This is a genomic window from Herbiconiux oxytropis (genome assembly GCF_024979315.1).
Lineage (GTDB): Bacteria > Actinomycetota > Actinomycetes > Actinomycetales > Microbacteriaceae > Herbiconiux > Herbiconiux oxytropis.
This window is the reverse complement of the sequence record NZ_JANLCK010000003.1, coordinates 490,237-513,030: the sequence shown is the minus strand read 5'-3', so window position 1 is coordinate 513,030 and position 22,794 is coordinate 490,237. Positions and strand designations below refer to the sequence as shown.

Annotated in this window: 22 protein-coding genes and 1 pseudogene; 18 read left to right on the top strand and 5 right to left on the bottom strand. The window is 70.9% G+C overall.

Annotated elements, in window-relative coordinates; translation table 11 throughout:
- The first annotated feature begins 102 nt into the window (after nucleotides 1–102).
- The gene (locus tag N1028_RS08250; protein ID WP_259526476.1) at nucleotides 103–717 is read left to right on the top strand and encodes a TetR/AcrR family transcriptional regulator; all 615 of its coding nucleotides are present in this window, start codon (nucleotides 103–105) and stop codon (nucleotides 715–717) included.
- A gap of 93 nt (nucleotides 718–810) precedes the next feature.
- On the top strand, nucleotides 811–1,299 hold the full coding sequence (locus tag N1028_RS08245) for a hypothetical protein (protein WP_259526475.1): 489 nt from the start codon (nucleotides 811–813) through the stop codon (nucleotides 1,297–1,299).
- A gap of 29 nt (nucleotides 1,300–1,328) precedes the next feature.
- On the opposite strand, the gene deoC is transcribed toward N1028_RS08245, so the two are convergent.
- A complete protein-coding gene (gene deoC / locus N1028_RS08240) occupies nucleotides 1,329–2,015 on the bottom strand; it encodes a deoxyribose-phosphate aldolase (protein WP_259526474.1) in 687 nt (228 codons plus the stop codon).
- A gap of 107 nt (nucleotides 2,016–2,122) precedes the next feature.
- On the opposite strand from deoC, the gene nadE reads away from it, so the two are divergent.
- Nucleotides 2,123–2,947, top strand: a complete 825-nt coding sequence (gene nadE / locus N1028_RS08235; protein WP_259526473.1) for an NAD(+) synthase — start codon at nucleotides 2,123–2,125, stop codon at nucleotides 2,945–2,947.
- Nucleotides 2,948–3,097: 150 nt separating this feature from the next.
- Here the strand turns inward: nadE and N1028_RS08230 are convergent, their stop codons facing one another.
- A complete protein-coding gene (locus N1028_RS08230; RefSeq protein ID WP_259526472.1) occupies nucleotides 3,098–3,934 on the bottom strand; it encodes an alpha/beta fold hydrolase in 837 nt (278 codons plus the stop codon).
- A gap of 212 nt (nucleotides 3,935–4,146) precedes the next feature.
- Between N1028_RS08230 and N1028_RS08225 the strand changes: the two genes are divergently transcribed.
- Entirely contained in the window at nucleotides 4,147–5,274 is a 1,128-nt protein-coding gene (locus tag N1028_RS08225) for an FAD binding domain-containing protein (RefSeq protein ID WP_259526471.1), read from the top strand.
- Nucleotides 5,271–6,464 carry an MFS transporter gene (locus N1028_RS08220; protein WP_259526470.1) on the top strand — a complete coding sequence of 398 codons (1,194 nt, stop codon included), beginning with the start codon at nucleotides 5,271–5,273 and terminating at the stop codon, nucleotides 6,462–6,464. Before N1028_RS08225 ends, N1028_RS08220 begins: the two co-directional genes overlap by 4 nt.
- Before the next feature lie 49 nt (nucleotides 6,465–6,513).
- On the opposite strand, the gene N1028_RS08215 is transcribed toward N1028_RS08220, so the two are convergent.
- Complete coding sequence (locus N1028_RS08215) at nucleotides 6,514–6,792, bottom strand: hypothetical protein (RefSeq protein WP_259526469.1); 279 nt, start codon at nucleotides 6,790–6,792, stop codon at nucleotides 6,514–6,516.
- A gap of 179 nt (nucleotides 6,793–6,971) precedes the next feature.
- Here N1028_RS08215 and N1028_RS08210 point away from each other — a divergent pair, with 179 nt between their 5' ends.
- Entirely contained in the window at nucleotides 6,972–8,693 is a 1,722-nt protein-coding gene (locus N1028_RS08210) for an FAD-dependent oxidoreductase (RefSeq protein ID WP_259526467.1), read from the top strand.
- A 2-nt stretch (nucleotides 8,694–8,695) separates the two neighbouring features.
- Here N1028_RS08210 and N1028_RS08205 read toward each other — a convergent pair whose 3' ends face one another.
- Nucleotides 8,696–10,390: a helix-turn-helix domain-containing protein gene (locus tag N1028_RS08205; protein WP_259526466.1), complete on the bottom strand. Its 1,695-nt coding sequence runs from the start codon at nucleotides 10,388–10,390 to the stop codon at nucleotides 8,696–8,698.
- A gap of 155 nt (nucleotides 10,391–10,545) precedes the next feature.
- Here N1028_RS08205 and N1028_RS08200 point away from each other — a divergent pair, with 155 nt between their 5' ends.
- The 7 genes and pseudogenes from N1028_RS08200 to N1028_RS19750 all read left to right on the top strand — a co-directional run.
- On the top strand, nucleotides 10,546–12,030 hold the full coding sequence (locus N1028_RS08200) for an aldehyde dehydrogenase (RefSeq protein WP_259526465.1): 1,485 nt from the start codon (nucleotides 10,546–10,548) through the stop codon (nucleotides 12,028–12,030).
- 35 nt (nucleotides 12,031–12,065) lie between these two features.
- Nucleotides 12,066–13,487, top strand: a complete 1,422-nt coding sequence (locus tag N1028_RS08195; RefSeq protein WP_259526464.1) for an MFS transporter — start codon at nucleotides 12,066–12,068, stop codon at nucleotides 13,485–13,487.
- 2 nt (nucleotides 13,488–13,489) lie between these two features.
- A complete protein-coding gene (locus N1028_RS08190) occupies nucleotides 13,490–14,743 on the top strand; it encodes an FAD binding domain-containing protein (RefSeq protein ID WP_259526463.1) in 1,254 nt (417 codons plus the stop codon).
- Nucleotides 14,744–14,772: 29 nt separating this feature from the next.
- Nucleotides 14,773–15,225, top strand: a complete 453-nt coding sequence (locus tag N1028_RS08185; protein WP_259526461.1) for a cupin domain-containing protein — start codon at nucleotides 14,773–14,775, stop codon at nucleotides 15,223–15,225.
- Nucleotides 15,222–16,229, top strand: a complete 1,008-nt coding sequence (locus N1028_RS08180; protein ID WP_259526460.1) for an amidohydrolase family protein — start codon at nucleotides 15,222–15,224, stop codon at nucleotides 16,227–16,229. The genes N1028_RS08185 and N1028_RS08180 overlap by 4 nt, the downstream gene beginning before the upstream one ends.
- Before the next feature lie 36 nt (nucleotides 16,230–16,265).
- On the top strand, nucleotides 16,266–17,120 hold the full coding sequence (locus N1028_RS08175) for a helix-turn-helix transcriptional regulator (protein ID WP_259526459.1): 855 nt from the start codon (nucleotides 16,266–16,268) through the stop codon (nucleotides 17,118–17,120).
- Between the two features lie 106 nt (nucleotides 17,121–17,226).
- Nucleotides 17,227–18,339 (top strand): annotated as a pseudogene (locus tag N1028_RS19750) (helix-turn-helix domain-containing protein); the annotation flags it as partial.
- A gap of 43 nt (nucleotides 18,340–18,382) precedes the next feature.
- Here N1028_RS19750 and N1028_RS08165 read toward each other — a convergent pair.
- Nucleotides 18,383–18,919: an MmyB family transcriptional regulator gene (locus N1028_RS08165; protein WP_259526458.1), complete on the bottom strand. Its 537-nt coding sequence runs from the start codon at nucleotides 18,917–18,919 to the stop codon at nucleotides 18,383–18,385.
- A gap of 110 nt (nucleotides 18,920–19,029) precedes the next feature.
- Here N1028_RS08165 and N1028_RS08160 point away from each other — a divergent pair, with 110 nt between their 5' ends.
- From N1028_RS08160 to N1028_RS08140, 5 genes are all read left to right on the top strand, one after another.
- Nucleotides 19,030–19,515: a PPOX class F420-dependent oxidoreductase gene (locus N1028_RS08160; protein ID WP_259526457.1), complete on the top strand. Its 486-nt coding sequence runs from the start codon at nucleotides 19,030–19,032 to the stop codon at nucleotides 19,513–19,515.
- 9 nt (nucleotides 19,516–19,524) lie between these two features.
- The gene (locus tag N1028_RS08155) at nucleotides 19,525–19,968 is read left to right on the top strand and encodes a nitroreductase family deazaflavin-dependent oxidoreductase (RefSeq protein WP_259526456.1); all 444 of its coding nucleotides are present in this window, start codon (nucleotides 19,525–19,527) and stop codon (nucleotides 19,966–19,968) included.
- Nucleotides 19,968–20,321, top strand: coding sequence for a nuclear transport factor 2 family protein (locus N1028_RS08150; protein ID WP_259526455.1), 354 nt, complete (start codon nucleotides 19,968–19,970; stop codon nucleotides 20,319–20,321). Before N1028_RS08155 ends, N1028_RS08150 begins: the two co-directional genes overlap by 1 nt.
- 61 nt (nucleotides 20,322–20,382) lie before the next feature.
- Nucleotides 20,383–20,991, top strand: a complete 609-nt coding sequence (locus N1028_RS08145; protein WP_259526454.1) for a cupin domain-containing protein — start codon at nucleotides 20,383–20,385, stop codon at nucleotides 20,989–20,991.
- Nucleotides 20,992–21,143: 152 nt separating this feature from the next.
- The gene (locus tag N1028_RS08140; RefSeq protein ID WP_259526453.1) at nucleotides 21,144–22,745 is read left to right on the top strand and encodes an ABC transporter substrate-binding protein; all 1,602 of its coding nucleotides are present in this window, start codon (nucleotides 21,144–21,146) and stop codon (nucleotides 22,743–22,745) included.
- The last annotated feature ends 49 nt before the right edge of the window (nucleotides 22,746–22,794 follow it).

Below are 22,794 nucleotides of genomic sequence, written 5' to 3'. Positions count from 1 at the left end.
GTAAGCGGATGCTGACTTGACGAGTATTCTCCGACTCCCCCAGCTTGTCAACATCGGTTTACATGCGGCTGCCGCGCGATAGGGTGGAGGCGGGAGACAGACATGACCGACGCCGATGACGAGATCGTCCGCTCCGGCCGCGACGCCGAGGGGACCAAGCGGGCGCTCGTGCGCGCCGCCCGCCGCCGCTTCGCGACCGAGGGCTACCGCGCGACCACCGTGCGGCAGATCGCCGCCGACGTCGGGGTCAACGTCGCGCTCATCAACCGCTACTTCGTGTCGAAGGACGGCCTCTTCGAAGCCTGCATGCTCCGCACCTCGGACGAGCTCGCCACGCGGTCGCAGGCACGCGCGTCGACGCCCGCCGAGGTGATCGAACGGCTCATCGTCCACGCCCTCAATGCGCCCAACGGCGACGATCCCCTCCAGCTCCTCCTGCTGCTGCGGTCATCCGGCGACGAGAACGCCGATCGAATCCGCCGCCGCACCCTCGAGCACTTCACCCGCAAGCTCGCGGGAGCCTCGGGCTGGAGCCCCGACGACCCCGCCACGCAGCCCGTGCTCCTCAAGGCGCAGCTCGCGATCGCCACCATGCTCGGCGTGGTCATGCTCCGCACCTCGGCCGCCGTGGAGCCCGTGGCCTCGGCGACCGCCGAGGAACTCGCCGGCCCGCTCCGCGAGGCGCTGAGGGTGCTGCTCGACGACCAGCGGTCCTGACGACCGGAGCGGATGATCATCCGCCTCCCCTCCACGGCGACGCCCGCGACCGTGCGGTAGCGTGGCGAGTCGTCAGACCGTGAGGGAGCCAGCATGACCGACCAGCCCGCCGACCGCATCCAGCCGCAAGGACCCTCCCCCGAGGTACTCGCCGAACTCGACCGGCTGGACGCCGCGTGCAAGGCCGCACCGACCGACATGGATGCGCAGATCCGGCTCTGGCAGGCGGTCGCCGGTCTCGAGCACTGGGTGTTCATCAACCGCGGCACGGCCGAGCAGCCCCGCCCTTACGCCCTCGCGGCCCAGGCGGGCCAGATGCTGTGCGTCTACAGCAGCGCAGAGCGGGCGCAGACCGCGGCGGTCGCGAACGGACTCGTGCAGGCCGGGGAACCCGTCCCGCTGTTCCAGATCCCGCTGCCCGCTGCGATCGACTGGGCGCTCGCGCTCGGCGAACGCGGCGTGGCCGGCGTGACCGGCGTGACCGTCGACTATCCGCAGCTCGGCGCCTGGTGCCCGCTGCCGAACCTCGTGCGGCTCCGGCAGGATCGCACGCCGCAGGGCGGGTCGGCTCCCGCTCAGTAGGCGCAGAGCGGGCAGGCCTCCCCCGCCGCTCAGTAGCCGGAGGGCGCGCCCGGCGCCTCGTCGCCGAAGACGACCTGGCGCGATCCGGAGACACCGAGCCTCGTGGCCCCCGCCGCGATCATCGCCTCCGCGACCGCCCGCGTGCGGATGCCGCCCGACGCCTTGACGCCGAGCTTGCCGTCGACCGTCTTCGCCATCAGCGCCACGGCCTCGACGCTCGCGCCGCCTGCGGGGTGGAAGCCCGTGGAGGTCTTCACGAAGTCGGCACCGGCGGCCACGGCGGCGCGCGAGACGCCCACGATCTCGTCGTCGGTCAGGGCCGCCGACTCGATGATGACCTTGAGCACGACGGGGGCCGGAGCGGCCTCGCGGACGGCACGGATGTCGGCCTCGACGTCGTCGAAACGGCCCTCCTTGGCCGCTCCCACGTCGATGACCATGTCGATCTCGTCGGCCCCCTGCTGGGCGGAGAGAGCGGCCTCTGCGGCCTTGACCGAGGAGTGGTGCTTGCCGCTCGGGAAGCCGCAGACCACGGCGATCTTGAGGTCGGAGCCCTCGGGGAGGGTGAGCGGGAGCATCGAGGGCGAGACGCAGATCGAGTAGGTGCCGAGATCGTCGGCCTCGGCGATGAGCGCCTCGACGTCGGCCCTCGTGGCCTCGGGCTTCAGGAGCGTGTGGTCGATGTACTGTGCGATTTCGCGGCTGGTGAGTGTCATGCGGTGTCCTGTCTCGGGGAGCTGACGGAGTGGTCGGCAGGGTCCTCGACAAGCGTAAGCGCCAGCACGGGGTTGGCGGATGCGGTCGGGCGGCGATACTTGTAGGCATGCGCGATCTGCAGAAGACCATCATCGATGAGCTCGACGTCCGCCCCGAGATCGATCCGGCCGCCGAGGTCGAGCGCCGTGTGACCTTCCTCGCCGACTACGTGCGGGCCACCGGGGCCCGCGGCCTCGTGCTGGCCATCAGCGGCGGCCAGGACTCCACGCTCGCCGGACGGCTCTGCCGGCTCGCGGTCGACCGCCTCCGCGAGGAGGGTGCCTCCGCGGAGTTCGTCACCGTGCGGATGCCCTACAAGGTGCAGGCCGACGAGGACGACGCCCAGCTCGCCCTGCAGTTCATCGACGCCGAGCCGGGCGTCGTCGTGAACATCCAGAACGGGGTCGACGGCACCGCGCGCGACTTCGCCGAGGCCACCGGCGGCGAGATGTCGGACTTCACGAAGGGCAACGTCAAGGCCCGCACCCGCATGGTGGCGCAGTACGCCCTCGCGGGCGAGCGGAACCTGCTCGTGGTCGGCACCGACCACGCCGCCGAAGCCGTCACGGGCTTCTTCACCAAGTACGGCGACGGCGGGGTCGACATCACCCCTCTGACGGGACTCACCAAGCGCCAGGGCAAGGCGCTGCTCGCGCACCTCGGCGCTCCGGCCCGCCTCTACGAGAAGGCGCCGACGGCCGACCTGCTCGACCACGATCCCGGCCAGACCGACGAGACGAACCTCGGGCTCACCTACGCCGACATCGACGACTTCCTCGAGGGCCACGACGTCGACGATGAGGTCGCCGACGCCATCGAGCAGCGCTTCCTCCTCACCCGGCACAAGCGTGCCGTGCCGGTGACCCCGTTCGACCAGTGGTGGCGCGACTGAGGCCGGTCGGCTCGGGGCGCGCCGCACCTGCCCTGCCGACTTGACAGTAGGTGCGCGTATAAGCGCCGACTTGACACAAGATGTGTCAAGTCGGCGGCTTTACGCGCACCTACTGTCAGGTCGCGGCCGCGGTGGAGGCTGAGCGCGCGACTACTGCTGAATGAAGGCCAGCAGGTCGGGGTTGATCACGTCGGCGTGCGTCGTGAGCATGCCGTGCGGGTAGCCCTCGTAGATCTTCAGCGTCGAGTTCTGCAGGAGCTCGTGCTGCTTCAGCGCGGCGTCCCTGTAGGGCACGACCTGGTCGTCGTCGCCCTGCGTCACGAGCACCGGCACCGAGATCGCCTTCAGGTCGTCGGTCTGGTCGGTCTCGGAGAAGGCCTTGATGCCCTCGTAGTGGGCCAGGGCGCTGCCCGTCATGCCCTGCCGCCACCAGTTGGCGATCACGGGCTCAGAGGGGGTCACGCCCTCGCGGTTGAAGCCGTAGAAGGGGCCGGAGGCGACGGCCTGGAAGAACTCGGCGCGGTTCGCGGCGAGGGCGCTGCGGAAGCCGTCGAACACCGAGACCGGCGTGCCCTCGGGGTTGGCGTCGGTCTGCACCATGAGCGGTGGAACCGAGGAGACGAGCACGGCTTTCGCCACGCGCCCCTGCGGCTCGCCGTACTGCGCGACGTAGCGCGCGACCTGGCCACCGCCCGTGGAGTGGCCGATGTGCACGGCGTTCTTCAGGTCGAGGTGCCGCACCACGGCATCCGTGTCGCTCGCATAGTGGTCCATGTCGTGACCGGTGCCGATCTGCGACGAGCGGCCGTGCCCGCGGCGGTCGTGCGCGATCACGCGGTAGCCGTGGCCCAGGAAGAAGAGCATCTGGGCGTCCCAGTCGTCCGACGACAGGGGCCAGCCGTGGTGGAACACGATGGGCTGGGCATCGGTGCTGCCCCAGTCCTTGTAGTAGATCTCTGCGCCATCGTCCGTGGTCACGAATCCCATGATGATCCTCCATCGACTGTCGAATTCTCCCCGGGGGTGTGGGGAGTGACTCCACGCTAGCTCCGGGCAGGGCCACCCGGTTGCGACAGATGCCGACTCCCGTTGCTACCGGTGGACGGACGGATGTCGTCCGGTGTTCCGACGCCTGTCCGATCACGCGAGCCGGTGGCCCGGTTAGCGTCTGGGTATGGACAGGGACAGGGGGTTCTGAGATGGCCGCCGAGCTCGACGTCGCCGTGGTGGGCGGATCGATCGGGGGCCTGTTCGCCGCCGCGCTGCTGACCAGGACGGGGCATCGTGTGACCGTCTTCGAGCGCTCCGTGCACGGGCTCGCCCGGCGCGGAGCGGGCCTCGTGGCCCAGCAGGAGCTGTTCGAGCTGCTGCACCGACTGGGTCGGGACGACGCCGCCCGTGTCGGTGTCGTGGCCCACGAACGGATCACCCTCGCACGCGACGGCCGCATCGCCACCCGGGATCCCTCACCCCAGACCCAGCTCTCCTGGGACCACCTCTACGACGTGCTCCGATCGGAGCTGCCGGCCGGGGCCTACCGGCTCTCGAGCGCCGTCGCACGGGTCGACACCACCGAACAGCACGCCCTCGTGCAGTTCGCGGATGGGCGCCGGGAGAGCTTCGATCTCGTGATCGGGGCCGACGGCCTGTCGTCGGTCACCCGCGTCGCCGTGGCTCCCGAGCACCACGCCAACTCCTACGCCGGCTATGTCACCTGGCGGGGGCTCGTGCCCGAGCGCTCGCTGCCGGCGGATGCCGCCGACACGCTCCTCGACCGCTTCGCCTTCTTCAACGGACCGGCCGCCCACATGCTCGGCTACCTGGTGCCCGGCCCCGCCGGCGAGGTGCAGCGCGGCGATCGGCGCTACAACTGGGTCTGGTACCGGCCGCTGACAATCGAACAGCTCCGGGCGCTCATGACGCGGTCCGGCCGAACGACCGAGAGCGTCTCGCTCGCCCCCGGCCAGCTGCCGGCCGACCTCCGCGACACGCTCGTCGCCGACGCGGCTCGCGAGCTGCCCCCGCCGTTCGCAGCCGCGGTCGAGGCCGAGCACGAGCCCTTCCTCCAGACCATCTTCGACTTCGTGCCGCCGCGGATGACCAGGGGGCGGCTCGCCCTGCTCGGCGACGCCGCGGTGATGGTGCGACCGCACACGGCCATGGGAGCCGCGAAGGCGGCGGGTGACGCCCTCCTCCTCGCCGACCTGCTCGACGAGTCGACGCTCGACGAGGCGCTGCGCCGCTACGACGCCGAACGGCTCCCGGTGGGCAGGGCCATCTCCGACTACGGCCGGCGCCTCGCGGCCTCGCTCCCCTTCGCCCGATGAGCGCGCCTCGCGTGCGGCACGCCGCCGGCTTCTGGATCATCGCGGTCACCTTCCTCCTGGTGATGGCGTACTCCACGGTGCCCACACCCCTCTACCCGCTCTACCAGCAGCGCGACGGCTTCCCCGCCTTCACCATCACGATCGTCTTCGCGGCCTACGCGATCGGCGTGATGATCAGCCTCTACCTCTTCGGGCACGTCAGCGACTGGGTGGGCCGGCGCCGGGTGCTGCTCGTGGCCGTGCTGCTCTCGGCCCTCAGCGCGCTGATGTTCGTGTTCTGGTCGGACGTGCCGGGGCTCATCGTGGCGCGCCTCGTGAACGGTGCGAGCATCGGCATCCTCACCGCCACGGCCACCGCGCACCTCGGCGAGCTCCGCTCGGTGGCCAGGCCCACGGAGAACAGCATCGTGGCCGCCTCGGTCTCGGGCGCCGCCAACCTCGGCGGGCTCGCTCTGGGCCCGCTCATCGGGGGCGTCTTCGCCGATCTCCTCCCTGATCCGCTCATGCTGCCGCACGTGGTGTTCCTCGTGATCCTCCTGCTCGCCGCCGTCACGCTGCAGCTCGTCCCCGAGACCGTCGACATCCCGGCCGACCCTCCCCGCTGGCGCCCGCAGCGCATCTCGATCCCGCCGCGATCGCGCCGCCGATTCGTGATCGCCGCCTTCGGGGCGTTCTCCGGCTTCGCCGTGTTCGGCCTCTTCACCTCGCTCGCGCCGACCTTCCTCGTGACCACCTTCCAGCAGGGCGATCACCTGCTGGCCGGCGCCACGACCTTCTCCGTGTTCGCGGCGGCCGCGCTCGGCCAGATCGTGCTGGCCGGGGTGCGGCTGCGCATCCAGCTGACCGTGGCGGTGATCGGATGCGCCGTGGGCCTCGTCGGGGTCGCGATCGGTGCGGTCACGCCCGCGCTCGCGCTCTTCCTCGTGGGCGGCGTGGTCGCGGGTCTCGGTGTGGGACTGCTGTTCAAGGGTGCGATCGGGACAGCGGTGGCGGTGGCCGATCCGGCGCGGAAGGGCGAGAGTCTCGCCCTCATGTTCCTCATCGCCTACGCCGGGCTGGCGCTTCCCGCACTCGTGATCGGGGCGGTGCTCCTGATCGAGCCACCGACACCCGTGCTGCTGTCGTTCGTGGCGGTCGTGCTGGCCACCACGGTGTCGGCGGGCCTGCTCATGCGGCGCGCGGCGCGCTGAGCGGCGCGCGGCGCGCTGAGCGGCGCATGCCGATCAGCGCTTCTGCCGGTCACTCCTTCTGCAGATAGCCCGCCTCGGTGAACAGGCGGCGGAGGTCGAGCACCATCTGCTCGTCGACGTCCTTGTGGCGCGGCTTCGTCAGCACGATGCGCTGCTCGCCGAGCTTCACCACGAACTTGCCGTCGTGCTCCTCGCGCACCTCCGCGACCTCCTCGAGCAGGGCGATCACGTCGTGCCACTCGAGGTTGTGCGTCGTGGGGTGCGTGGCGATGTGCTCGAGCGTCGTGCGGTGGTGCTGGCCCAGGTGCCCGTGGATCGATTCGGTCATGGCGAGTGGTCCTTCCGTCGCGAGCGGCCGGCCGAGTGCGAGGCCCGCTCGGGGCGAGGCTAGCGCTGCGGGCCGCCGCCCTCAAGGGACGGCCGTCGGAAGAACGCCCGTCCCGGTGTCGGACGACAGGGCGACAGCGGACGGATGAGCCATGAGTGCACCGTGGCTAGTATCGGCGCATGAGCGACGACCGACTGGACGACGACCGGCTCGCTGCGGCAGCCCATCCGGTGCTCGCCGACGACCTGCTCGAACGGCTGGCCGGCTACGGTTCGCCGAGGGACGTCGCTGCGGGAGAACTGGTGTTCGAGGCCGGAGACACCGCCCCCGACCTGATCGTGCTGCTCACCGCCACGGTCGACCTCGTGCGGGCCGCGACCCTCGACGCCGACTCCGAGGTGCTCGCCCGCTACGGCCGAGGCGAGTTCATCGGCGAGCTGAACCTCCTCACGGGTGAGCGCACCTTCGTCTCCGGCCGCGTCGCCGATGCCGGGCGGGTGGTGCACGTGTCGCCGGAGGCGTTCCGGCGGGTGATGTCGGACGAGCCCGACCTCTCCGACGCCCTGCTCCGCGCGTTCATGGCCAGGCGCAACCGGCTGCAGCTGCTCGGCGGGGCGCGGTCGATCCAGATCGTCGGCTCGCCGTTCTCCTCCACATCCCTCGCCCTTCGCACCTTCGCGGCGCGGCAGCAGCTCGCCCACACCTGGTTCGACGCCGACGACGTCGACGGTCGCTCGCTCCTGCGCGGAGCCGGGGTGAGCACCGGGGAGCTGCCCGCGGTCATCCTGCCCGATGCGGTGCTCCGACACGCGACACCAGCGCTGCTGGCCGAGCACGTCGGGCTCTCCGTGCCCCACGGATCCGACACGGTCGTCGATCTCGCGGTGATCGGCGCCGGGCCCGCGGGCCTCGCCGCGGCGATGTACGGCGCCTCCGAGGGGCTCGACACGGTGCTGCTCGAGGCGGTCGCCACCGGAGGGCAGGCCGCGTCGAGCTCGCGCATCGAGAACTACCTCGGATTCCCCTCGGGCCTCAGCGGCGCCGATCTCACCACCCGCGCCACCGTGCAGGCCGAGAAGTTCGGCGCCCGCGTCTACAGCCCGAGCCGGGTCGTGCGGCTCGACACCGGCTCGGCACCCCTCGGGCTGGTGCTCGACGACGGCACGGTCGTGCACAGCCGAGCCGTCATCGTCGCGTCGGGAGCGCACTACCGCACCCTGCCGCTGCCCGAGTGGGACCGGTTCGAGGGCGCCGGCATCTTCTACGCGGCCACCGACATCGAGGCCCGTTCGTGCGGCACCGAGCCGGTCGTGGTGATCGGCGGTGCGAACTCCTCCGGCCAGGCGGCCCTCTTCCTGGCCGAGCGGAACGCGACGGTCACGATCGCGGCCCGCCGCTCCGACCTCGCGTCGACCATGTCGTCCTACCTCCTCGACCGGCTGCGCGCGCACCCCCGGGTCACCATCCGCACCGGCACCGAGGTGACAGCGCTCCACGGCGACGCGTCCCTCCGGGCCGTCACGCTCACCGATCGCGTCGGCGGCGACTCGGTCGAGACACCGTGCAGCGGCCTGTTCTGCTTCATCGGGGCCGAGCCGGCCACCTCGTGGCTCCGGCCCGCGGCCGACGGGTCGGCGGCGTCCGCATCCGCACCCGCATCCGGTGACGTGCTCACCGATCGCGACGGCTTCATCCTGACCGACGTCTCGCTCGGCACCGATGCAGCCCTCGAGGGCCACCGGCTGCTCGGCCGCGCTCCCCTGCCGTTCGAGACGAGCGTTCCCGGGGTCTTCGCGGCGGGCGACGTGCGGCACGGCTCCATGAAGCGGGTGGCCGCCGCCGTCGGCGAAGGCGCGAGCGCGGTGCACAGCGTGCACGTGGCCCTCCGCGCGCACGGCTGAGCTCAGAGCGAGGCGACCTGCCACGCGGCGATCGCCGAGGCGAACGCCATGAGCTCCGACGGATGCCGCAGCTCGGCGCCGGTGAGCGACTCGATCCGGCGCAGTCGCTGCTGCACGGTGTTGGGGTGCACGTGCAGCGCGGTCGCGGTCGCGGTCCGGTCGGCGCCGCTGTCGAGGAACACGCGCAGCGTCTGCAGCAGGTCACTGCCGCGGCGGCGGTCGTAGTCGAGCACGGGGCCGAGGGTGCGCCGCGCGAACTCCAGGAGCGCACCCGGCCGGTCGACCTGGAGGAGCACGCCGAGGATGCCCGAGGCCGCCGGGGTGATCACGCCGTCGGATCGCCCCGACGCCCTGGCGAGCCCCAGGGCGCCCGCGGCCACCCGGTGGGCGTCGCCGAGATCCGATCGGCCGGTTCCGGACGATGCCACCAGCACCGGTTCTCCGGGGAACGCCGCGCGGAGGGCCGCGTGCACGCGAGTCGCCGCCAGCTCCTCCGCTCGCGAAGCGTCGCCCTCGCTCGCATCGACGGGCCACAGCGCCACGAGCAGCCCCTGATGCTCGGCGACGAGCGGCTTCACCCCGCGCCCCGAGCCCGCCGGAGCACGCACGGCCGACAGCGCCGACAGGCCGGCGAGCGCGCGCCGGTGCTCGGCACCCGGATCGCCCCCCGGCACCTCGGCGACGACCGCGAGCCGCAGAGCAGCCAGATCGTGACCGAGCGCCCGCGCGCGCCGCTCCGCCTGCTCGCTCACGCCGAACAGCAGCACGTCGCCGAGCAGCTCGCCCTGGATGCGGTACTCCGTCTCGAGCGCGGCGCGCAGTCGCAGCAGCTCCAGGGCGATCACCACGGCGGCGTGATCGACCGCTCTGGCGTCGATCGGATCGAGCGGCGCGAGACCGCCGATCGCGAGGCGACCGGCCACCTCGGCGCCCAGCCTGACCTCCCGGCCCGCGTCCTCCTGCTCGGGGCGCCCGATCTCGCGCGCGGCGGCCAGCACCTCACCGCGCGGGTCGAGCATCGTGACGGGCCGGTCGATGAGTTCGCTGAGCGTGTCGACCACGCCGTCGATCCCCCCGGACTCCAGGGACACCCGGAGCAGACGGCGGTGGATCTCCTCCGAGCGGGTCAGCAGGTCGCGCTGCACGACGAGCGAATCGTTCGCCTCGCGCAGCTCGTCGAGGAGGGAGGCGGAGTGCAGGGCCGAGGCGGCGTAGCCGGCCAGCAGGCTGAGCCGTTCCGTCTCGGCAGCCGAGTACTCCCGCGTCGCCGTGTGGTAGCCGTTCAGGGTGCCGAGCACCCGGCCCGCGGCCCGCAGGGGAACGCTGATCATCGAGTGATAACCCTGCTCGAGGGCCACTCCGCCCCACGGCTCGAAGCCGCTCTCGGTCTCGATGTCGGCGACCGCCACCGGCTCCCCGCTGAAGAAGGCCCTGCTGGAGGGCGCCGTGCCGCCGAGCACGACCGGACTCGAGGTGTTCACGCTGTCGACGTAGCTGCGCGACAGCCCGCTCCAGCCCGCGATCACGAGCGCTGTGGCATCGGCATCCGGGATGAGCACGCCGCAGAAGTCGAAGCCGAGCAGCTCCCGCGCAGTGCCGGCGACCAGTCGCAGAGACTCCTCGAGCGGCAGTCCGGCACCCGCGATCGAGCTCAACTCCCGCAGCCTGCCCAGCCACACCACGAGTTCGCTCTGCATGAAGTGATGTCACCATACACATCCTCTCGGCACAAGTGTGTCGCATGAAACATTGTCCGGGTCGACCGTGCTCGTCACACTGATCAGCACCGAGTGAGGCGACGAAGCCGCGTGATCCGACGGCACCTCATCATCCGATCCACGAGGAGAACCGCATGACGATCACCGACACCCGCGCTCCCGAGGCCCCTTCCGGCGCCGGCACCCGCGACATCGTGAACCCCTCCACCGGTCAGGTCATCCGCACCGTGCCCGAGCACGGTGCCGCGGAGGTCGACAGCGCCGTGGCCGCCGCGAAGCAGGCGTTCGAGAGCGCACCGTGGGCGAGCCTGCACCCGAGCGAGCGCTCGCGCATCCTGCTGAGGATCGCCGACGAGATCGAGGCGTCGACCGAGGAGCTCTACCGGCTCGAGGCCCTCAACAACGGGCGCCCCGTGACCGAGACCCGCGCCCAGCTCTCCCGGGTGCCCGAGTGGTTCCGCTACAACGCCGGTCTCCTCGCCGCCCAGCGCACCGCCGTGCTGCCGAGCGACGGCCCGTACCTCACCTACCAGCGCCGCGCACCGCTCGGCGTGTGCGGCATCATCACGCCGTTCAACCACCCCATGCTCATCCTCGCCCGCAGCCTCTCGGCCGCTCTGGCGAACGGCAACACCGTGGTCGTGAAGCCCTCGGAGCTCACACCGCTCACCACCCTGGCGCTCCTGCCGATCCTCGAGCGGGCGGGTGTGCCGGACGGCGTCGTGCAGGTCGTCACGGGTGCGGCGGAGGCGGGACGCCGACTCACCGAGCATCCCGACATCGCCAAGATCACGCTCACCGGCGGCACCGAGACCGGTCGGTCGGCCGCCGTCGCCACCGCTCGCCGGTTCGCCCGCATGACCGCCGAGCTCGGCGGCAAGACCCCCGTGATCGTGTTCGACGACGTCGACCCGCGGGAGGCCGCCGAGGGCGCCGCGTTCTCGGCCTTCGTGGCTGCGGGCCAGTCCTGCGTCGCCGGCTCCCGGTTCCTCGTGCAGCGCGACGTCTACGCCGCCTTCGTGGAGCACCTCACCGCCAGGGCCCTCGCGATCCGCGTCGGCGACCCCACAGATCCCGGCACGCAGATGGGTCCGCTCATCAGTGCGCGCCAGCGCGGCAAGGTGGCGGATCTCGTCGACTCCGGCCGGGCGGAGGGCGCCAGGATCACCGCGGGCGGATCGGTGCCCGACCTCGACGGCGACCTCGCCGAGGGGTTCTTCTACTCCCCCACCGTCATCGCCGACGCGACGATGCGGATGGGCGTGGCCCGCGAGGAGATCTTCGGCCCGGTGGCCGTCGTCATCCCCTTCGACACCGAGGAGGAGGCCGTCGCGATGGCGAACGACAACCCGTACGGCCTCGGCGCAGGCGTCTGGACCCATCGGCTCGACCGCGGCCACCGCGTCGCCGACAGCATCAGGGCCGGCATGGTGTGGATCAACGACCACCACCGGCTCGAGCCATCGCTGCCCTGGGGCGGCATCAAGGAGTCGGGCATCGGCAAGGACGCCGGGATCGAGTCGTTCGACGAGTTCTCCTGGCTGAAGACCGTGGTCGCCCGGATCGCCCCCGACTCCGTCGACTGGTACGGCGGCGCCGGCACCGAGCGACTCAACTGAGCACCCCTCCCCCGATTCAGAAAGAGAGAACGTCGATGGTGACCGGAACTCGCAACACGAAGAACGCCCTGCGCTCGGGCTGGCGGCAGGAGATCACGAAGGCCCAATGGCTCGTGCTCACCGGCACCATGCTCGGCTGGGGTCTGGACGGCTTCGCGGGCAGCCTCTACACGCTCGTGCTCGGTCCCGCGATGGCCGAGCTGCTTCCGCACAGCGGCATCGAGGTGGCCCCGGCCACGATCGGGCTCTACGGCGGCCTCACGATCGCCCTCTTCCTGGCCGGCTGGGCACTCGGCGGCATCGTCTTCGGCGTGCTGGCCGACTACTTCGGCCGCACCCGCATCCTCACCATCGGCATCCTCACCTACGCGGTCTTCACCGCGGCGGCGGCCTTCGCCGACACCTGGTGGCAGCTCGGCATCCTCCGCTTCATCGCGGGTCTCGGCTCCGGGGTGGAGGCTCCGGTGGGCGCCGCGCTCATCGCCGAGAGCTGGAAGAACCGCTATCGGGCCCGCGCCGGGGGCGTGATGATGTCCGGCTACGCCGCCGGCTTCTTCATCGCGGCCATCGTCTTCGCCCTCGCCGGCGGCATGGGTTGGCGGTTCATGATGGCGCTGGCCGTCATCCCCGCGATCCTCGTCTGGTTCATCCGCCGCTTCGTGAAAGAGCCGCCGGAGTCGGCCGACGCCATCCGAGAGCGGCGCGAGCGCAAGCACGCGGGCAAGCGGCTCGCGAAAGACGACTTCGTGCTGCGGCGGCTGTTCCGCCGGCCGCTGCTTCGCCCCACCCTCACCTGCACCGCCATCGCCACCGGGGCCCTCATCGCCTTCTGGAGCGTGAGCACCTGGTATCCGCAGATCATCCGCGAGATGGGGGCGGCGAAGGCGTGGTCACCGGACGAGATCGCCTCGCAGGTCGCCCTGGCCTCGATCCTCTTCAACGCGGGAGGCATCGTGGGCTACGCCGCCTGGGGCTTCATCGCCGACCGGATCGGCCGTCGGCCCACCTTCCTTCTCACCTTCGGCCTCGGCGCGATCGCGATCTTCTTCCTGTTCCCGTTCCAGCGCGACATCACGACCTACCTCGTCGTCATGCCGGTCCTCGGCTTCGCGCTCTTCGGATCGCTGTCGGGCGCGTTCATCTACAGCCCCGAGGTGTTCCCCACGAGCGTGCGGGCGTCGGCCATCGCGTTCTGCAACAGTGTGGGCCGGTTCTTCACGGCTGCGGGCCCCCTCGTGGCCGGCGTCATCGCAGGCTCCTGGTTCGGCGGCGACCTCGGCACCGCCACCGCCGTCATCGCCTCGATCGGCATCATCGGGCTCGTCGGCGTGCTCTTCGCGCGGGAGACCAGGGGCCACGCCCTCCCCTCCGAAGACGGCTCACCGCACCCCGAGAGCTCCCCCGCACCCGGGGTTCCCACCGCACCCGGCGCCGTCGCCGACACCCGAAAGGCCTGATCATGACCAGCGACACACTCTCCTCCGATCAGCCCTACCTCGCGCGGCGCGCCCTCGTCGTAGGCGGCTCCATCGGCGGGCTCACGACGGCCCTGCTGCTGAAGGACATCGGATTCGACGTCGACGTCTACGAGCGCACGGCCACTCCCCTGCACGGCCGAGGCAGCGGCATCGTGCTGCAGCCCGACACACTGCGCTGGTTCGAGGAGCGCAGCAGCATCGACTCCGCAGCCCTCAAGACCTCCACGGGCCGCGTGCAGTACCTCGACCGGGAGAACCGCGTCATCACCGACGAGGAGCGGCGCTGGGAGTACACCTCCTGGGGCACCTTCTACCGGGCCCTCCTCGCCGACTTCGGCACCGATCACTACCACCTCGGTGCCTACGCCTCCGGATTCGACGACGACGGCGACTCGGTCACGGTGCGCTTCGCCGACGGCCGGGTCGAGACGGCCGATCTCGTGGTGTTCGCCGACGGGATCAACTCGCCGGCCAGAGCCCACTTCGACGCGGATGCCGAGCCGACCTACTCGGGCTACGTCGGGTGGCGGGGCACCGTCCCGCTCCGCGAGCTGAGCGAGGCCACCCGCGTGCTCATGGGCGACGCCATCACCTACTCCGTGGTGCCGAACTCCCACATCACCCTCTACCCGATCCCGGGTGAGGACGGTGTGGCGGCCGAGGAGCAGCTGATGAACTACGTCTGGTACCGCAACGTACCGGCGGGCCCCGAGCTCACCGAGCTGCTCACAGGGATCAACGGCTTCGTGGGCGCGGTGTCGCTGCACCCCGGGCAGGTGCAGGAGCGGTTCGTGCGGGAGCTGCGCGAGACGGCGGCGGCTGTGCTGGCGCCCGCCGCCGCCGAGGTGGTGCTCGCCACGGCGGAGCCGTACCTGCAGGTCGTGCTCGATGTGCGGTCACGCCGCATGGCGCTCGGTCGCACCGCTCTCCTCGGCGACGCGGCCTGCAGCGCCCGCCCGCACGCCGCGGCGGGCACGGCGAAGGCCGCGGCCGATGCCTGGGCATTGCGCGACGCGCTGCTGGCGAGCGACGGCGACGTCGCGGGAGCTCTCGCCGCCTGGGAGCCGGCCCAGCTCGAGCTGAGCCGCGCGCTGCTGGACCGGGTCACCGAGATGGGAGACCGCTCGCAGTTCCACAACACCTGGATCCCCGGCGATCCGTCGTTGCGCTTCGGCCTCTACGGCCCCGGCGTGCTGCACCCCATCGACCGGCAGCCGCAGGCCGCGGCTTCCTGAGAACCCCCATCTGAGAACGGAGAACCATCATGTCGAGCTTCCTGGCCGACCTGCCCCTCGCGGGCACCCTCATCGCCACCGACTTCGAGGGCTGGAGCGACGAGCTCCGTGCCGAGTTCGCCGAGCGGGCCTTCGACGGCGAGGTCGGATCGCGCCTGCTGAGTGAGAACGACCGCGTGCGGGTCTGGGAGATCCGCCTCGAGCCCGGTGAGCGCTGGCACGCGCACCGGCACGTGCTGGACTACTTCTGGACCGCGGTGAACGCCGGCACGAGCCGCCAGCACACCTTCGACGGCACCACCCGCGACGTCGCGTACGACGCCGGGGAGACCCGGCACTTCCACTTCGCCGAGGGTGAGTACCTGCTGCACGACATCGAGAACGTCGGCCGCAGCACGCTCGTGTTCACGACCGTCGAGCACCTCGACTCCGACAACGCCGCGCTGCCGCTGCCCGCCCGCAACGGCGAGGGTCCGCGATGAGCTTCGCGCTCCGGCCCGGCCCGGTCGACGTGCACGCGCACTGGCTGCCGCGCGAGCTGTTCGGCCTGGCGCCCGGAGCCCCGTTCGGGGGCATCACCGACCGCGACGGCCGACTGTTCCTCGGCGAGGTGCCGCTCTCGATCGAGACCCGGTCGATGAGCGACGTGGGCCGGGTGCGCGCCGACATGGAGCGGGCCGGCGTGGGTTCGCGCGTGCTCTCGGCACCTCCCTTCGCCTTCGCCCTGGGCACCGATCGCGGAACGGACGAGTACGTCGAGGCGTTCAACGACGGCCTGGCGCGGGTCGTGGTCGACGGGGAGGGATGGTTCGCCGGTTTCGGCTGCGTCAGCCTCGCCGACACCGCGGCCTCCACACGTCAGCTCCGAGCCCTCGCGCGGATCCCGGGCATGCTCGGAGTCGCGCTCCCGCCCCTCGTGCACGGCTCGTCGCTCGACTCGGAACCGCTCGAGGGCGTGCTGCGCGAAGCCGCCGACCTCGGCCTCGCGGTGCTCGTGCACCCCATGCAGCTGCCGTCGCCGTCGCTGTCGAGGCACTACCTGGCCAACCTCATCGGCAACCCCGTGGAGACGGCCACCGCGATCGCTTCGCTCCTGCTCGGCGGCGTGCAGGAGCGGGTGCCGGCCTTGCGGATCTGCTTCGTGCACGGCGGCGGGTGCGCTCCGGATCTGCTCGGGCGGTGGACCCACGCGTGGCATGCCCGCCCCGACGTCCGGGCCTCGTCGTCCCGGCCGCCCGAGGAGGGGTTCCGCGCGCTGTTCCTCGACACCGTGACGCACGACGACGACGCCTTCGCCCTGCTCACCGCGAAAGCGGGCGACGGGAAGGTGCTCCTCGGCAGCGACTACCCGTTCGACATGGCCGATGGCGACCCGGTGCGGCACGCGGTGGCCCGTGGACTGACCGCCCACCAGCTGGAGCACGACGGCCGCGCCTTCCTCGGGCTGCCCGGTCCAGGAGACGATCCCGACCCCCTGGTGCGATAGCGTTCTCCCGATCACCCGGACGACGATGGGCAACCCGTGACCTCCCGAACACCGCTCCTCGCGCAGTTCCTCCGCAGTCGGCGGGCCCGGCTGGACCCCGCCTCGTTCGGATTCCCGCCCGATGACAGGCGCGTGCCGGGCCTGCGCCGCGAGGAGGTCGCAGAGCTCGCGGGCATCAGCCGCGACTACTACACCCGGCTCGAACAGGGCCAGGGGCACCAGATGTCCGATCAGGTGCTCAACAGCCTCGCCGACGCCCTGCGGCTCGACGGATCGGAGCGCATCTACCTCAACCGGATCGCTCGCGCGGCGACGACCACGCCGGGAAGGCCCTCGGAACCGGTTCCGGTCAGCGATCAGGTGCTGACCCTGCTGAAGAACTGGTCGCACGTTCCCGCCTACATCTTCGACAGCAACCAGGACGTCCTCGCCATCAACGAGATGGCCGACATCCTGAGTCCGGGCTACGCGACCTACGGGGACAACATCCTGCTGGGGGCCTTCGCCGTGCTGCGGGACTATCCCGACGTGGAGATCTACCCGGAGAGCGCGAGGAGCACCGTCGCGGCGCTCAGGTTCCACGGCGACCCCGCCAACCCGCGCTTCCGGGAGATCGTCGGCCAGCTCTCGGTGAGCGATCCGCTGTTCAGGCGGTTCTGGTCCGAGCACGATGCCCGGCCCCTCACCGAGGGAACGACGATGATCAGCGTCGAGGGAAGCGAGATGGTCGAGTTCCCGTGGCAGATCCTCGAGGTGCCCGGAGGATTCTTCATGGCGCTGTGGCCGGTGGAGGAGGGCACCAGGGCAGATGAGCTGCTGAGCCATCTGCGACACAACAGGCTGACGGGGCGCGGCATCCGGGGGCCCCTTCGGGGCTGGCCCGCCGTCTAGTCCCCGGCTCGCGGCGGAGTGATGCTCTGGGTGCGGATCGAGTGGGCTGGGTGGCAACGAGAGGGCCACGCGGCCCGGCGAACACGGACCTATCGTGGGCGTCGTGATGAACCTCCAGGACATCGTCGACGAGCTCGCCCTCGCTCTCGGCCGGGCGGTGCTCGTCAACGACCTCGAGCACCGCCCTCTCGCTGCGAGCGCCCAGGGCGACATCGTCGACCGCATCCGGGCCACGAGCCTGCTGCAGCGGCGCACCCCGCCGGAGGCTCGTGCCCTCGTGGAACGCCTCCGGATCGCCGAGGCACGCCAGCCCGTGCACGTCGACATGAGCGAGCTCGAGGCGCTCGACCGCCTGGCGATCCCCATCCGGGACGACAGCGGAGCCCTCGGCATCCTGTGGTTGATCACGGGCGGGCATCCGCCGCTCACCCCTGCGCACTACAGCGCGGTCGACGCGGCGGTGCTGCTGGTGCGGGAGGTGCTCTCCGGGCAGGCCGAGCCCGCGGGCGGCACGGCGCGCAGCGCGGTGATCCGCCGTCTCCTCGCCGACGACGGCGCCGTCGCCCGCAGAGCGTTCAGCGACGCGGTCGCGAACCTGTGGCTCGAGCGCGGGGCGGGCACGCTCGTGATCGCCGTCGCCTTCGGCTCCGAGGCGGGCGTGATCGAGCGCGTGGCCTTCAGCCGGCAGCTCGACGCGCGTCGCGCCCACGGCATCCTGTATCTCGGCGAGCGAGGCGGCCAAGAGCTCTTCGCGGTGCGGGCACCGGAGGCGCAGCCGGTGATAGAGCGGATCACGGCGGAGGCCGCCGACCGGTCGCTCGACATCCGCGCCATCGGCACGGCGCGGCACGACCGGCACGCCGACGACCTCCGCACCGCCGCCGACCACGCGGTCACCGCGGCCGGGACCGTGCTCCGGCTCCCCCACCTCACCGGTGTCGCCGACATCAGCGAGCTCGGCACCTGGCTGATGCTCGCCGCCATTCCCGAGGACCTGTCGCAGATCGCTCTGTTCTCGCCCGCCGCGCACGCCCTGTGCCAGGACGGCGACCCCGTGCAGCGCTCCACGGTCGAGACCTACCTCGACATGCGCTCGCAGGTGAAGGAGGCGTGCCAGCTGCTCCACATCCACCGCACCACGCTCTACTACCGGCTCGAGAACATGCCCCCCGTGGTGAAGGCGGCGCTCGACGACGGCGTGGCCCGCAGCACCCTGCACCTGTGCCTGAAGCTCGTGCGGCTGTGGGAGTCCCGGGCCGAGATCAGTCTGCGCTCAAGCGGAGCAGTCGCTCCAGGGATCGGGCCGAGCGCTGATCGGCCGCACCCCACACCAGGAGCGAGTCGTCCTCGTTCCCGGGTACCCGCAGCACCTGGTACCCCATCCGGATGAGGCCGACGGGGGTGTCGTGGAAGTCGATCACCCCGTTGGCCTTCGCCGACAGGCTGTCGTCGGCCCAGGCCCCTGCGAAGTCGATGCTCGTCACCGACAGGTCGCCCACGATGCCGCGGAACTGCGCGTCGCCCTCGTGCTGCTCGAGCGACTCCCTGAGCAGCGCGGCGACCTGGTGCGCCGCCGCGTCGTAGGCAGGGTGATCCCGGTCGATGTCGGCCTCCGCGAACGTGAAGCGGGCCAGGTTCACCCCGTCGGCGAACGCGGGCGAGAGGGCCCGCGCGGCGTCGTTGGCGCCCACGACCGTGAAGTGGCGATCGCAGAGCACGGCAGGGATCGCCGCCCAGGACGAGATCATGGCCTGGATCGGGCCGCGGGAGGCAGCGGCTTCAGCGTCATCGGTGCTCATGCGACCACGCTATTCGGGCCGCACCGCTCTCGTCCCTGCAGATCGTCGCAACCCGACTCGACAGCGGTCCAGGGTGTGCGGACGCACGCGACACGCCCTAGCGTGGAGGCATGCCCAGGACGATCTCGACCAACACCGCCGTCGACCGCGAGGGGATGCTGGCCTTCGTGCGGCCGCGGCACAGGATGCTCGTGGCCACGACGCGCGCCGACGGCCGCCCCCAGATGTCGCCCGTGAGCGGCGGCGTCGACCAGGAGGGGCGGATCGTGGTGTCCACCTACCCGGGCCGGGCCAAGACGCGGAACGCCGAGCGCCGGCCGGCCGCGTCGGTGCTCGTGCTCTCGGACGACTGGAACGACGCCTGGATCCAGGTCGACGGCGAGGCGGAGGTGCTGCACATGCCCGAGGCCGCCGACGGGCTCGTCGACTACTACCGCTCGATCGCCGGCGAGCACCCCGACTGGGAGGAGTACCGCGAGGCGATGGTGCTGCAGGACAAGTCGCTGCTGCGGATCACGCCGACTCGCTGGAGCCCCGTCTCGACGGGCGGCTTCCCGCCGGACGTGGCGGAGCGGCTCGACGCTCGCTCGCGCTAGCATCGACGCATGCCATTGATCGGGGAGTACGAGCCGGGAACCAGCGACTGGGCGCGCAAGCAGCTCGAGGTCTACGAGTCGTCGGGAGGCACGAAGGGCACCGAGCTGAACGGCATGCCCGTCGTCATCCTCACCACCGTCGGCGCCAAGTCCGGCAAGCTGCGCAAGACGCCGCTGATGCGGGTCGAGCACGACGGGGAGTACGCCGTCGTGGCGTCGCTGGGCGGTGCGCCGAAGCATCCGGTCTGGTACTTCAACATCGTCAAGGAGCCGCACGTCGAGCTCCAGGACCGCACCGAGAAGCACGACTACACGGCTCGCGAGGTCTTCGGCGCCGAGAAGGACGCCTGGTGGGAGCGAGCAGTCGCCGCCTACCCTCCCTACGCCGACTACCAGACCAAGACCGACCGCGAGATCCCGGTCTTCGTGCTCACCCGCCTCGAGGAGGACTGATGGCCACGGTCGCCGAGCTGCTCGCTTCGAACCTGCACGACGTCTTCGGCAACCGCGACCCCGGATCGCGCCGCACGGCGATCGAGGCGCTGTTCGCACCCGACGTGACCTTCATCGATCCCGAAGAGACCGTGACGGGGTGGGATGCGCTCGAGGCGAAGGCCGCGGGCCTCGTCGACGGCGCGCCCGCCGACTTCGTGTTCGCCGACGACGGTCTCGGCTACGTGAGTGCCGACACCGGCGTGCAGGCGTGGACCTTCGGCCCTGCGGGCTCGCCTGCCGCCCGGGGCGTCGACATCATCACGGTGCGGGGCGGCCGCATCACGGAGCTCCGCACCCTGCTGCACGAGTAGAGTCCCGATAGGGTGAGTTGTTTAGTGCGGGTAAACGCGCTGACCGAAGGGATGTCTCGCCGTGCACGCAGGAATCGGGGACCGGGAACACGACCTCACCAACGACGTCGATGTCGTCGGGCAGCGCATCCGCAGCTTCCGTGAGGAGCAGGGGTTGTCGCTGCGAAAGCTCGCCACGGGCAGCGGCCTGACCGTCGGGTTCCTCTCGCAGGTCGAGCGGGGACTGAGCTCTATCGCTCTGTCGAGCCTGAGGTCCGTTGCGGCCGCTCTCGGGCATCCGATGGCCGACTTCTTCGTGCAGCCGAGTTCCACCGTGGCAGAGCCGGAGGGAGTCGTGTTCACGCTCAACCGGGCGGCGGAGCACGTCGAGCGCGTCGTCTCCGGGGGCCGGCACTACGAGATGCTCTCCGCCAGGGTGCCGGGACTCGTGCTCGAGCCGATGCTCGTCTACATCGAGCCGGGCGGTGAGAAGGAGGAGTCGTCGCACCACGCGGGTGAGGAGTTCGCCTACGTCATCCAGGGCGAGCTCACCTACGAGGTGGCCGGCGTCACACACCGCCTCGGGGTGGGCGACAGCCTGCACTTGCGGTCGAACACGCCGCACTCTCTGCACAACGACACCGACGAGCTCACCATCGTCGTCTCGGTGGTCACTCCGCGCCTGTTCTGAGGCACGCGTTTTACGATCATGTTAAATGCTGGCGCCATGAGTGTTTAGTGCGGTAAAACATCTGAAGGCCCTACTCCGTCGCGAGGCCTGTTTCATCAGACGTTTACCGTGCATCAGGACACCGTGGAGGACCCGTGGATTTCCCATCGCAAGTGACATCGAAGTCGTTCCGCAGACTCGTCGTGGCGGGGGCCGTCCTCACCACGACGATCGTCGGCCTCACCGGCTGCGTGGCCGGCCAGACCGCACCGGACGAGTCGGCGACATCCGAGCTCCGCATCGCGGTGCCCTCCTACCCCGGGAGCTGGGACCAGGACTTCGTGGCGTTCGATCCGGTCGCGCTCGCGCTGTTCAAGAACGTCTACCCCTACCTCACCGACTACGGCGTGACCGACGTCGCCGGCGGCCAGATCCTCGACACCGAGAACATCCTGCCGGCGTGGGCCGAGTCGTTCACCTCGGAGGACGGCAAGCTCTGGACCCTCACCCTGCGCGAGGACGCGACGTTCCCGAGCGGCAACCCCATCACCGCCGACGACGTCAAGTGGTCGAAGGACAGGGCGTTCGCCGCCCAGGCCAACGTGGCGGGGGTCTACTCGCTGATCGGCCTCACCGACCCCGAGCAGATCCAGGTCGTCGACGAGCGCACCGTGACCTTCGACCAGGCGTACCCGAGCGCTCTGACCCCTCAGATCCAGGCCATCAGCCTCTTCGTCTACGACTCGGTGCTGATGAAGGAGCACGCCACGGCCGATGACCCGTGGGCGCAGGACTGGGCGGCGCAGAACCCCAGCGACGGTGGTCTCTACAACGTCGAGGAGTTCACCCCCGGCCAGGAGATCGTGCTCAAGGCGAACAAGGACTACCCGGCCGAAGACGGCCCCCTGACCGACACCATCAGGCTCACGGTCGTCTCCGACCCCGCCGCCGAGAGCGTGCTGCTGCAGAACGGCGACGTCGACATCGCTCTCGGCCTCGGCCGTCAGCAGATCGCCGACCTCGAGGGCACGGCGGGAGTGGAGATCATCTCCGCCCCCTCCAACGAGATGATCTACATCCCCCTCGACACGGCGGTCGCACCGTTCGACGACCCGCTCGTGCGCCAGGCGGTCGCGTACGCGATGCCCTACGACGAGATCATCTCGACCGTCTACGGCGGCGACGCCCGTCGGCCGCTCAGCATCGTGCCGATCGACATGCCGGGCTACAGCGAGGACGGCTTCCCCTACGACCAGGACGTCGACCAGGCGAAGGCGCTGCTCGCGCAGGCCGGAGTGAGCGACCTCTCGGTGGACCTCGCCTACCAGGCCGAGAGCGACGAGCAGGAGCAGATCGCGATCCTCGTGCAGGACGCCCTCGCCGAGGTGGGGATCACGGTCACCCCCACCCCGCTCGACCCCGCTGCGCTCGGCGCACGCCGCGACGCGAAGGATCTTGCCATGCAGATCGCCTCCGGCCAGCAGTGGGTCAACGACGTCGAGTACCTCATGAACGGCTGGACGACGGGCGCGTACCTCAATTACGCGAACTACTCCAACGCCACGGTCGATGCCGATGTCGAGGCCTCGCACACCCTCACCGACCCCGCCGAGCGCGAGGCGCTGTGGGCCGAGGTGCAGAAGCAGTTCGCCACCGACGTGCCGGTGATCCCGTTGGCGCAGCCGAACTACAACCTCCCGGTGCGCGACACCGTGTCGGGCTTCGTGCAGCCGGTCGACGGCCTGCTGCGCATGAAGTACCTCACGATCGACTGATCACGCGCCGGGCGGCCCTCCTCCGCGGCCGCCCGGCGCCCAGCCGCCC

Coding starts and splice junctions, on each gene's coding strand:
- N1028_RS08250 (WP_259526476.1), top strand. CDS start 103: ATGACCGACGCCGATGACGAGATCGTCCGCTCCGGCCGCGACGCCGAG.
- N1028_RS08245 (WP_259526475.1), top strand. CDS start 811: ATGACCGACCAGCCCGCCGACCGCATCCAGCCGCAAGGACCCTCCCCC.
- deoC (WP_259526474.1), bottom strand. CDS start 2,015: ATGACACTCACCAGCCGCGAAATCGCACAGTACATCGACCACACGCTC.
- nadE (WP_259526473.1), top strand. CDS start 2,123: ATGCGCGATCTGCAGAAGACCATCATCGATGAGCTCGACGTCCGCCCC.
- N1028_RS08230 (WP_259526472.1), bottom strand. CDS start 3,934: ATGGGATTCGTGACCACGGACGATGGCGCAGAGATCTACTACAAGGAC.
- N1028_RS08225 (WP_259526471.1), top strand. CDS start 4,147: ATGGCCGCCGAGCTCGACGTCGCCGTGGTGGGCGGATCGATCGGGGGC.
- N1028_RS08220 (WP_259526470.1), top strand. CDS start 5,271: ATGAGCGCGCCTCGCGTGCGGCACGCCGCCGGCTTCTGGATCATCGCG.
- N1028_RS08215 (WP_259526469.1), bottom strand. CDS start 6,792: ATGACCGAATCGATCCACGGGCACCTGGGCCAGCACCACCGCACGACG.
- N1028_RS08210 (WP_259526467.1), top strand. CDS start 6,972: ATGAGCGACGACCGACTGGACGACGACCGGCTCGCTGCGGCAGCCCAT.
- N1028_RS08205 (WP_259526466.1), bottom strand. CDS start 10,390: ATGCAGAGCGAACTCGTGGTGTGGCTGGGCAGGCTGCGGGAGTTGAGC.
- N1028_RS08200 (WP_259526465.1), top strand. CDS start 10,546: ATGACGATCACCGACACCCGCGCTCCCGAGGCCCCTTCCGGCGCCGGC.
- N1028_RS08195 (WP_259526464.1), top strand. CDS start 12,066: ATGGTGACCGGAACTCGCAACACGAAGAACGCCCTGCGCTCGGGCTGG.
- N1028_RS08190 (WP_259526463.1), top strand. CDS start 13,490: ATGACCAGCGACACACTCTCCTCCGATCAGCCCTACCTCGCGCGGCGC.
- N1028_RS08185 (WP_259526461.1), top strand. CDS start 14,773: ATGTCGAGCTTCCTGGCCGACCTGCCCCTCGCGGGCACCCTCATCGCC.
- N1028_RS08180 (WP_259526460.1), top strand. CDS start 15,222: ATGAGCTTCGCGCTCCGGCCCGGCCCGGTCGACGTGCACGCGCACTGG.
- N1028_RS08165 (WP_259526458.1), bottom strand. CDS start 18,919: ATGAGCACCGATGACGCTGAAGCCGCTGCCTCCCGCGGCCCGATCCAG.
- N1028_RS08160 (WP_259526457.1), top strand. CDS start 19,030: ATGCCCAGGACGATCTCGACCAACACCGCCGTCGACCGCGAGGGGATG.
- N1028_RS08155 (WP_259526456.1), top strand. CDS start 19,525: ATGCCATTGATCGGGGAGTACGAGCCGGGAACCAGCGACTGGGCGCGC.
- N1028_RS08150 (WP_259526455.1), top strand. CDS start 19,968: ATGGCCACGGTCGCCGAGCTGCTCGCTTCGAACCTGCACGACGTCTTC.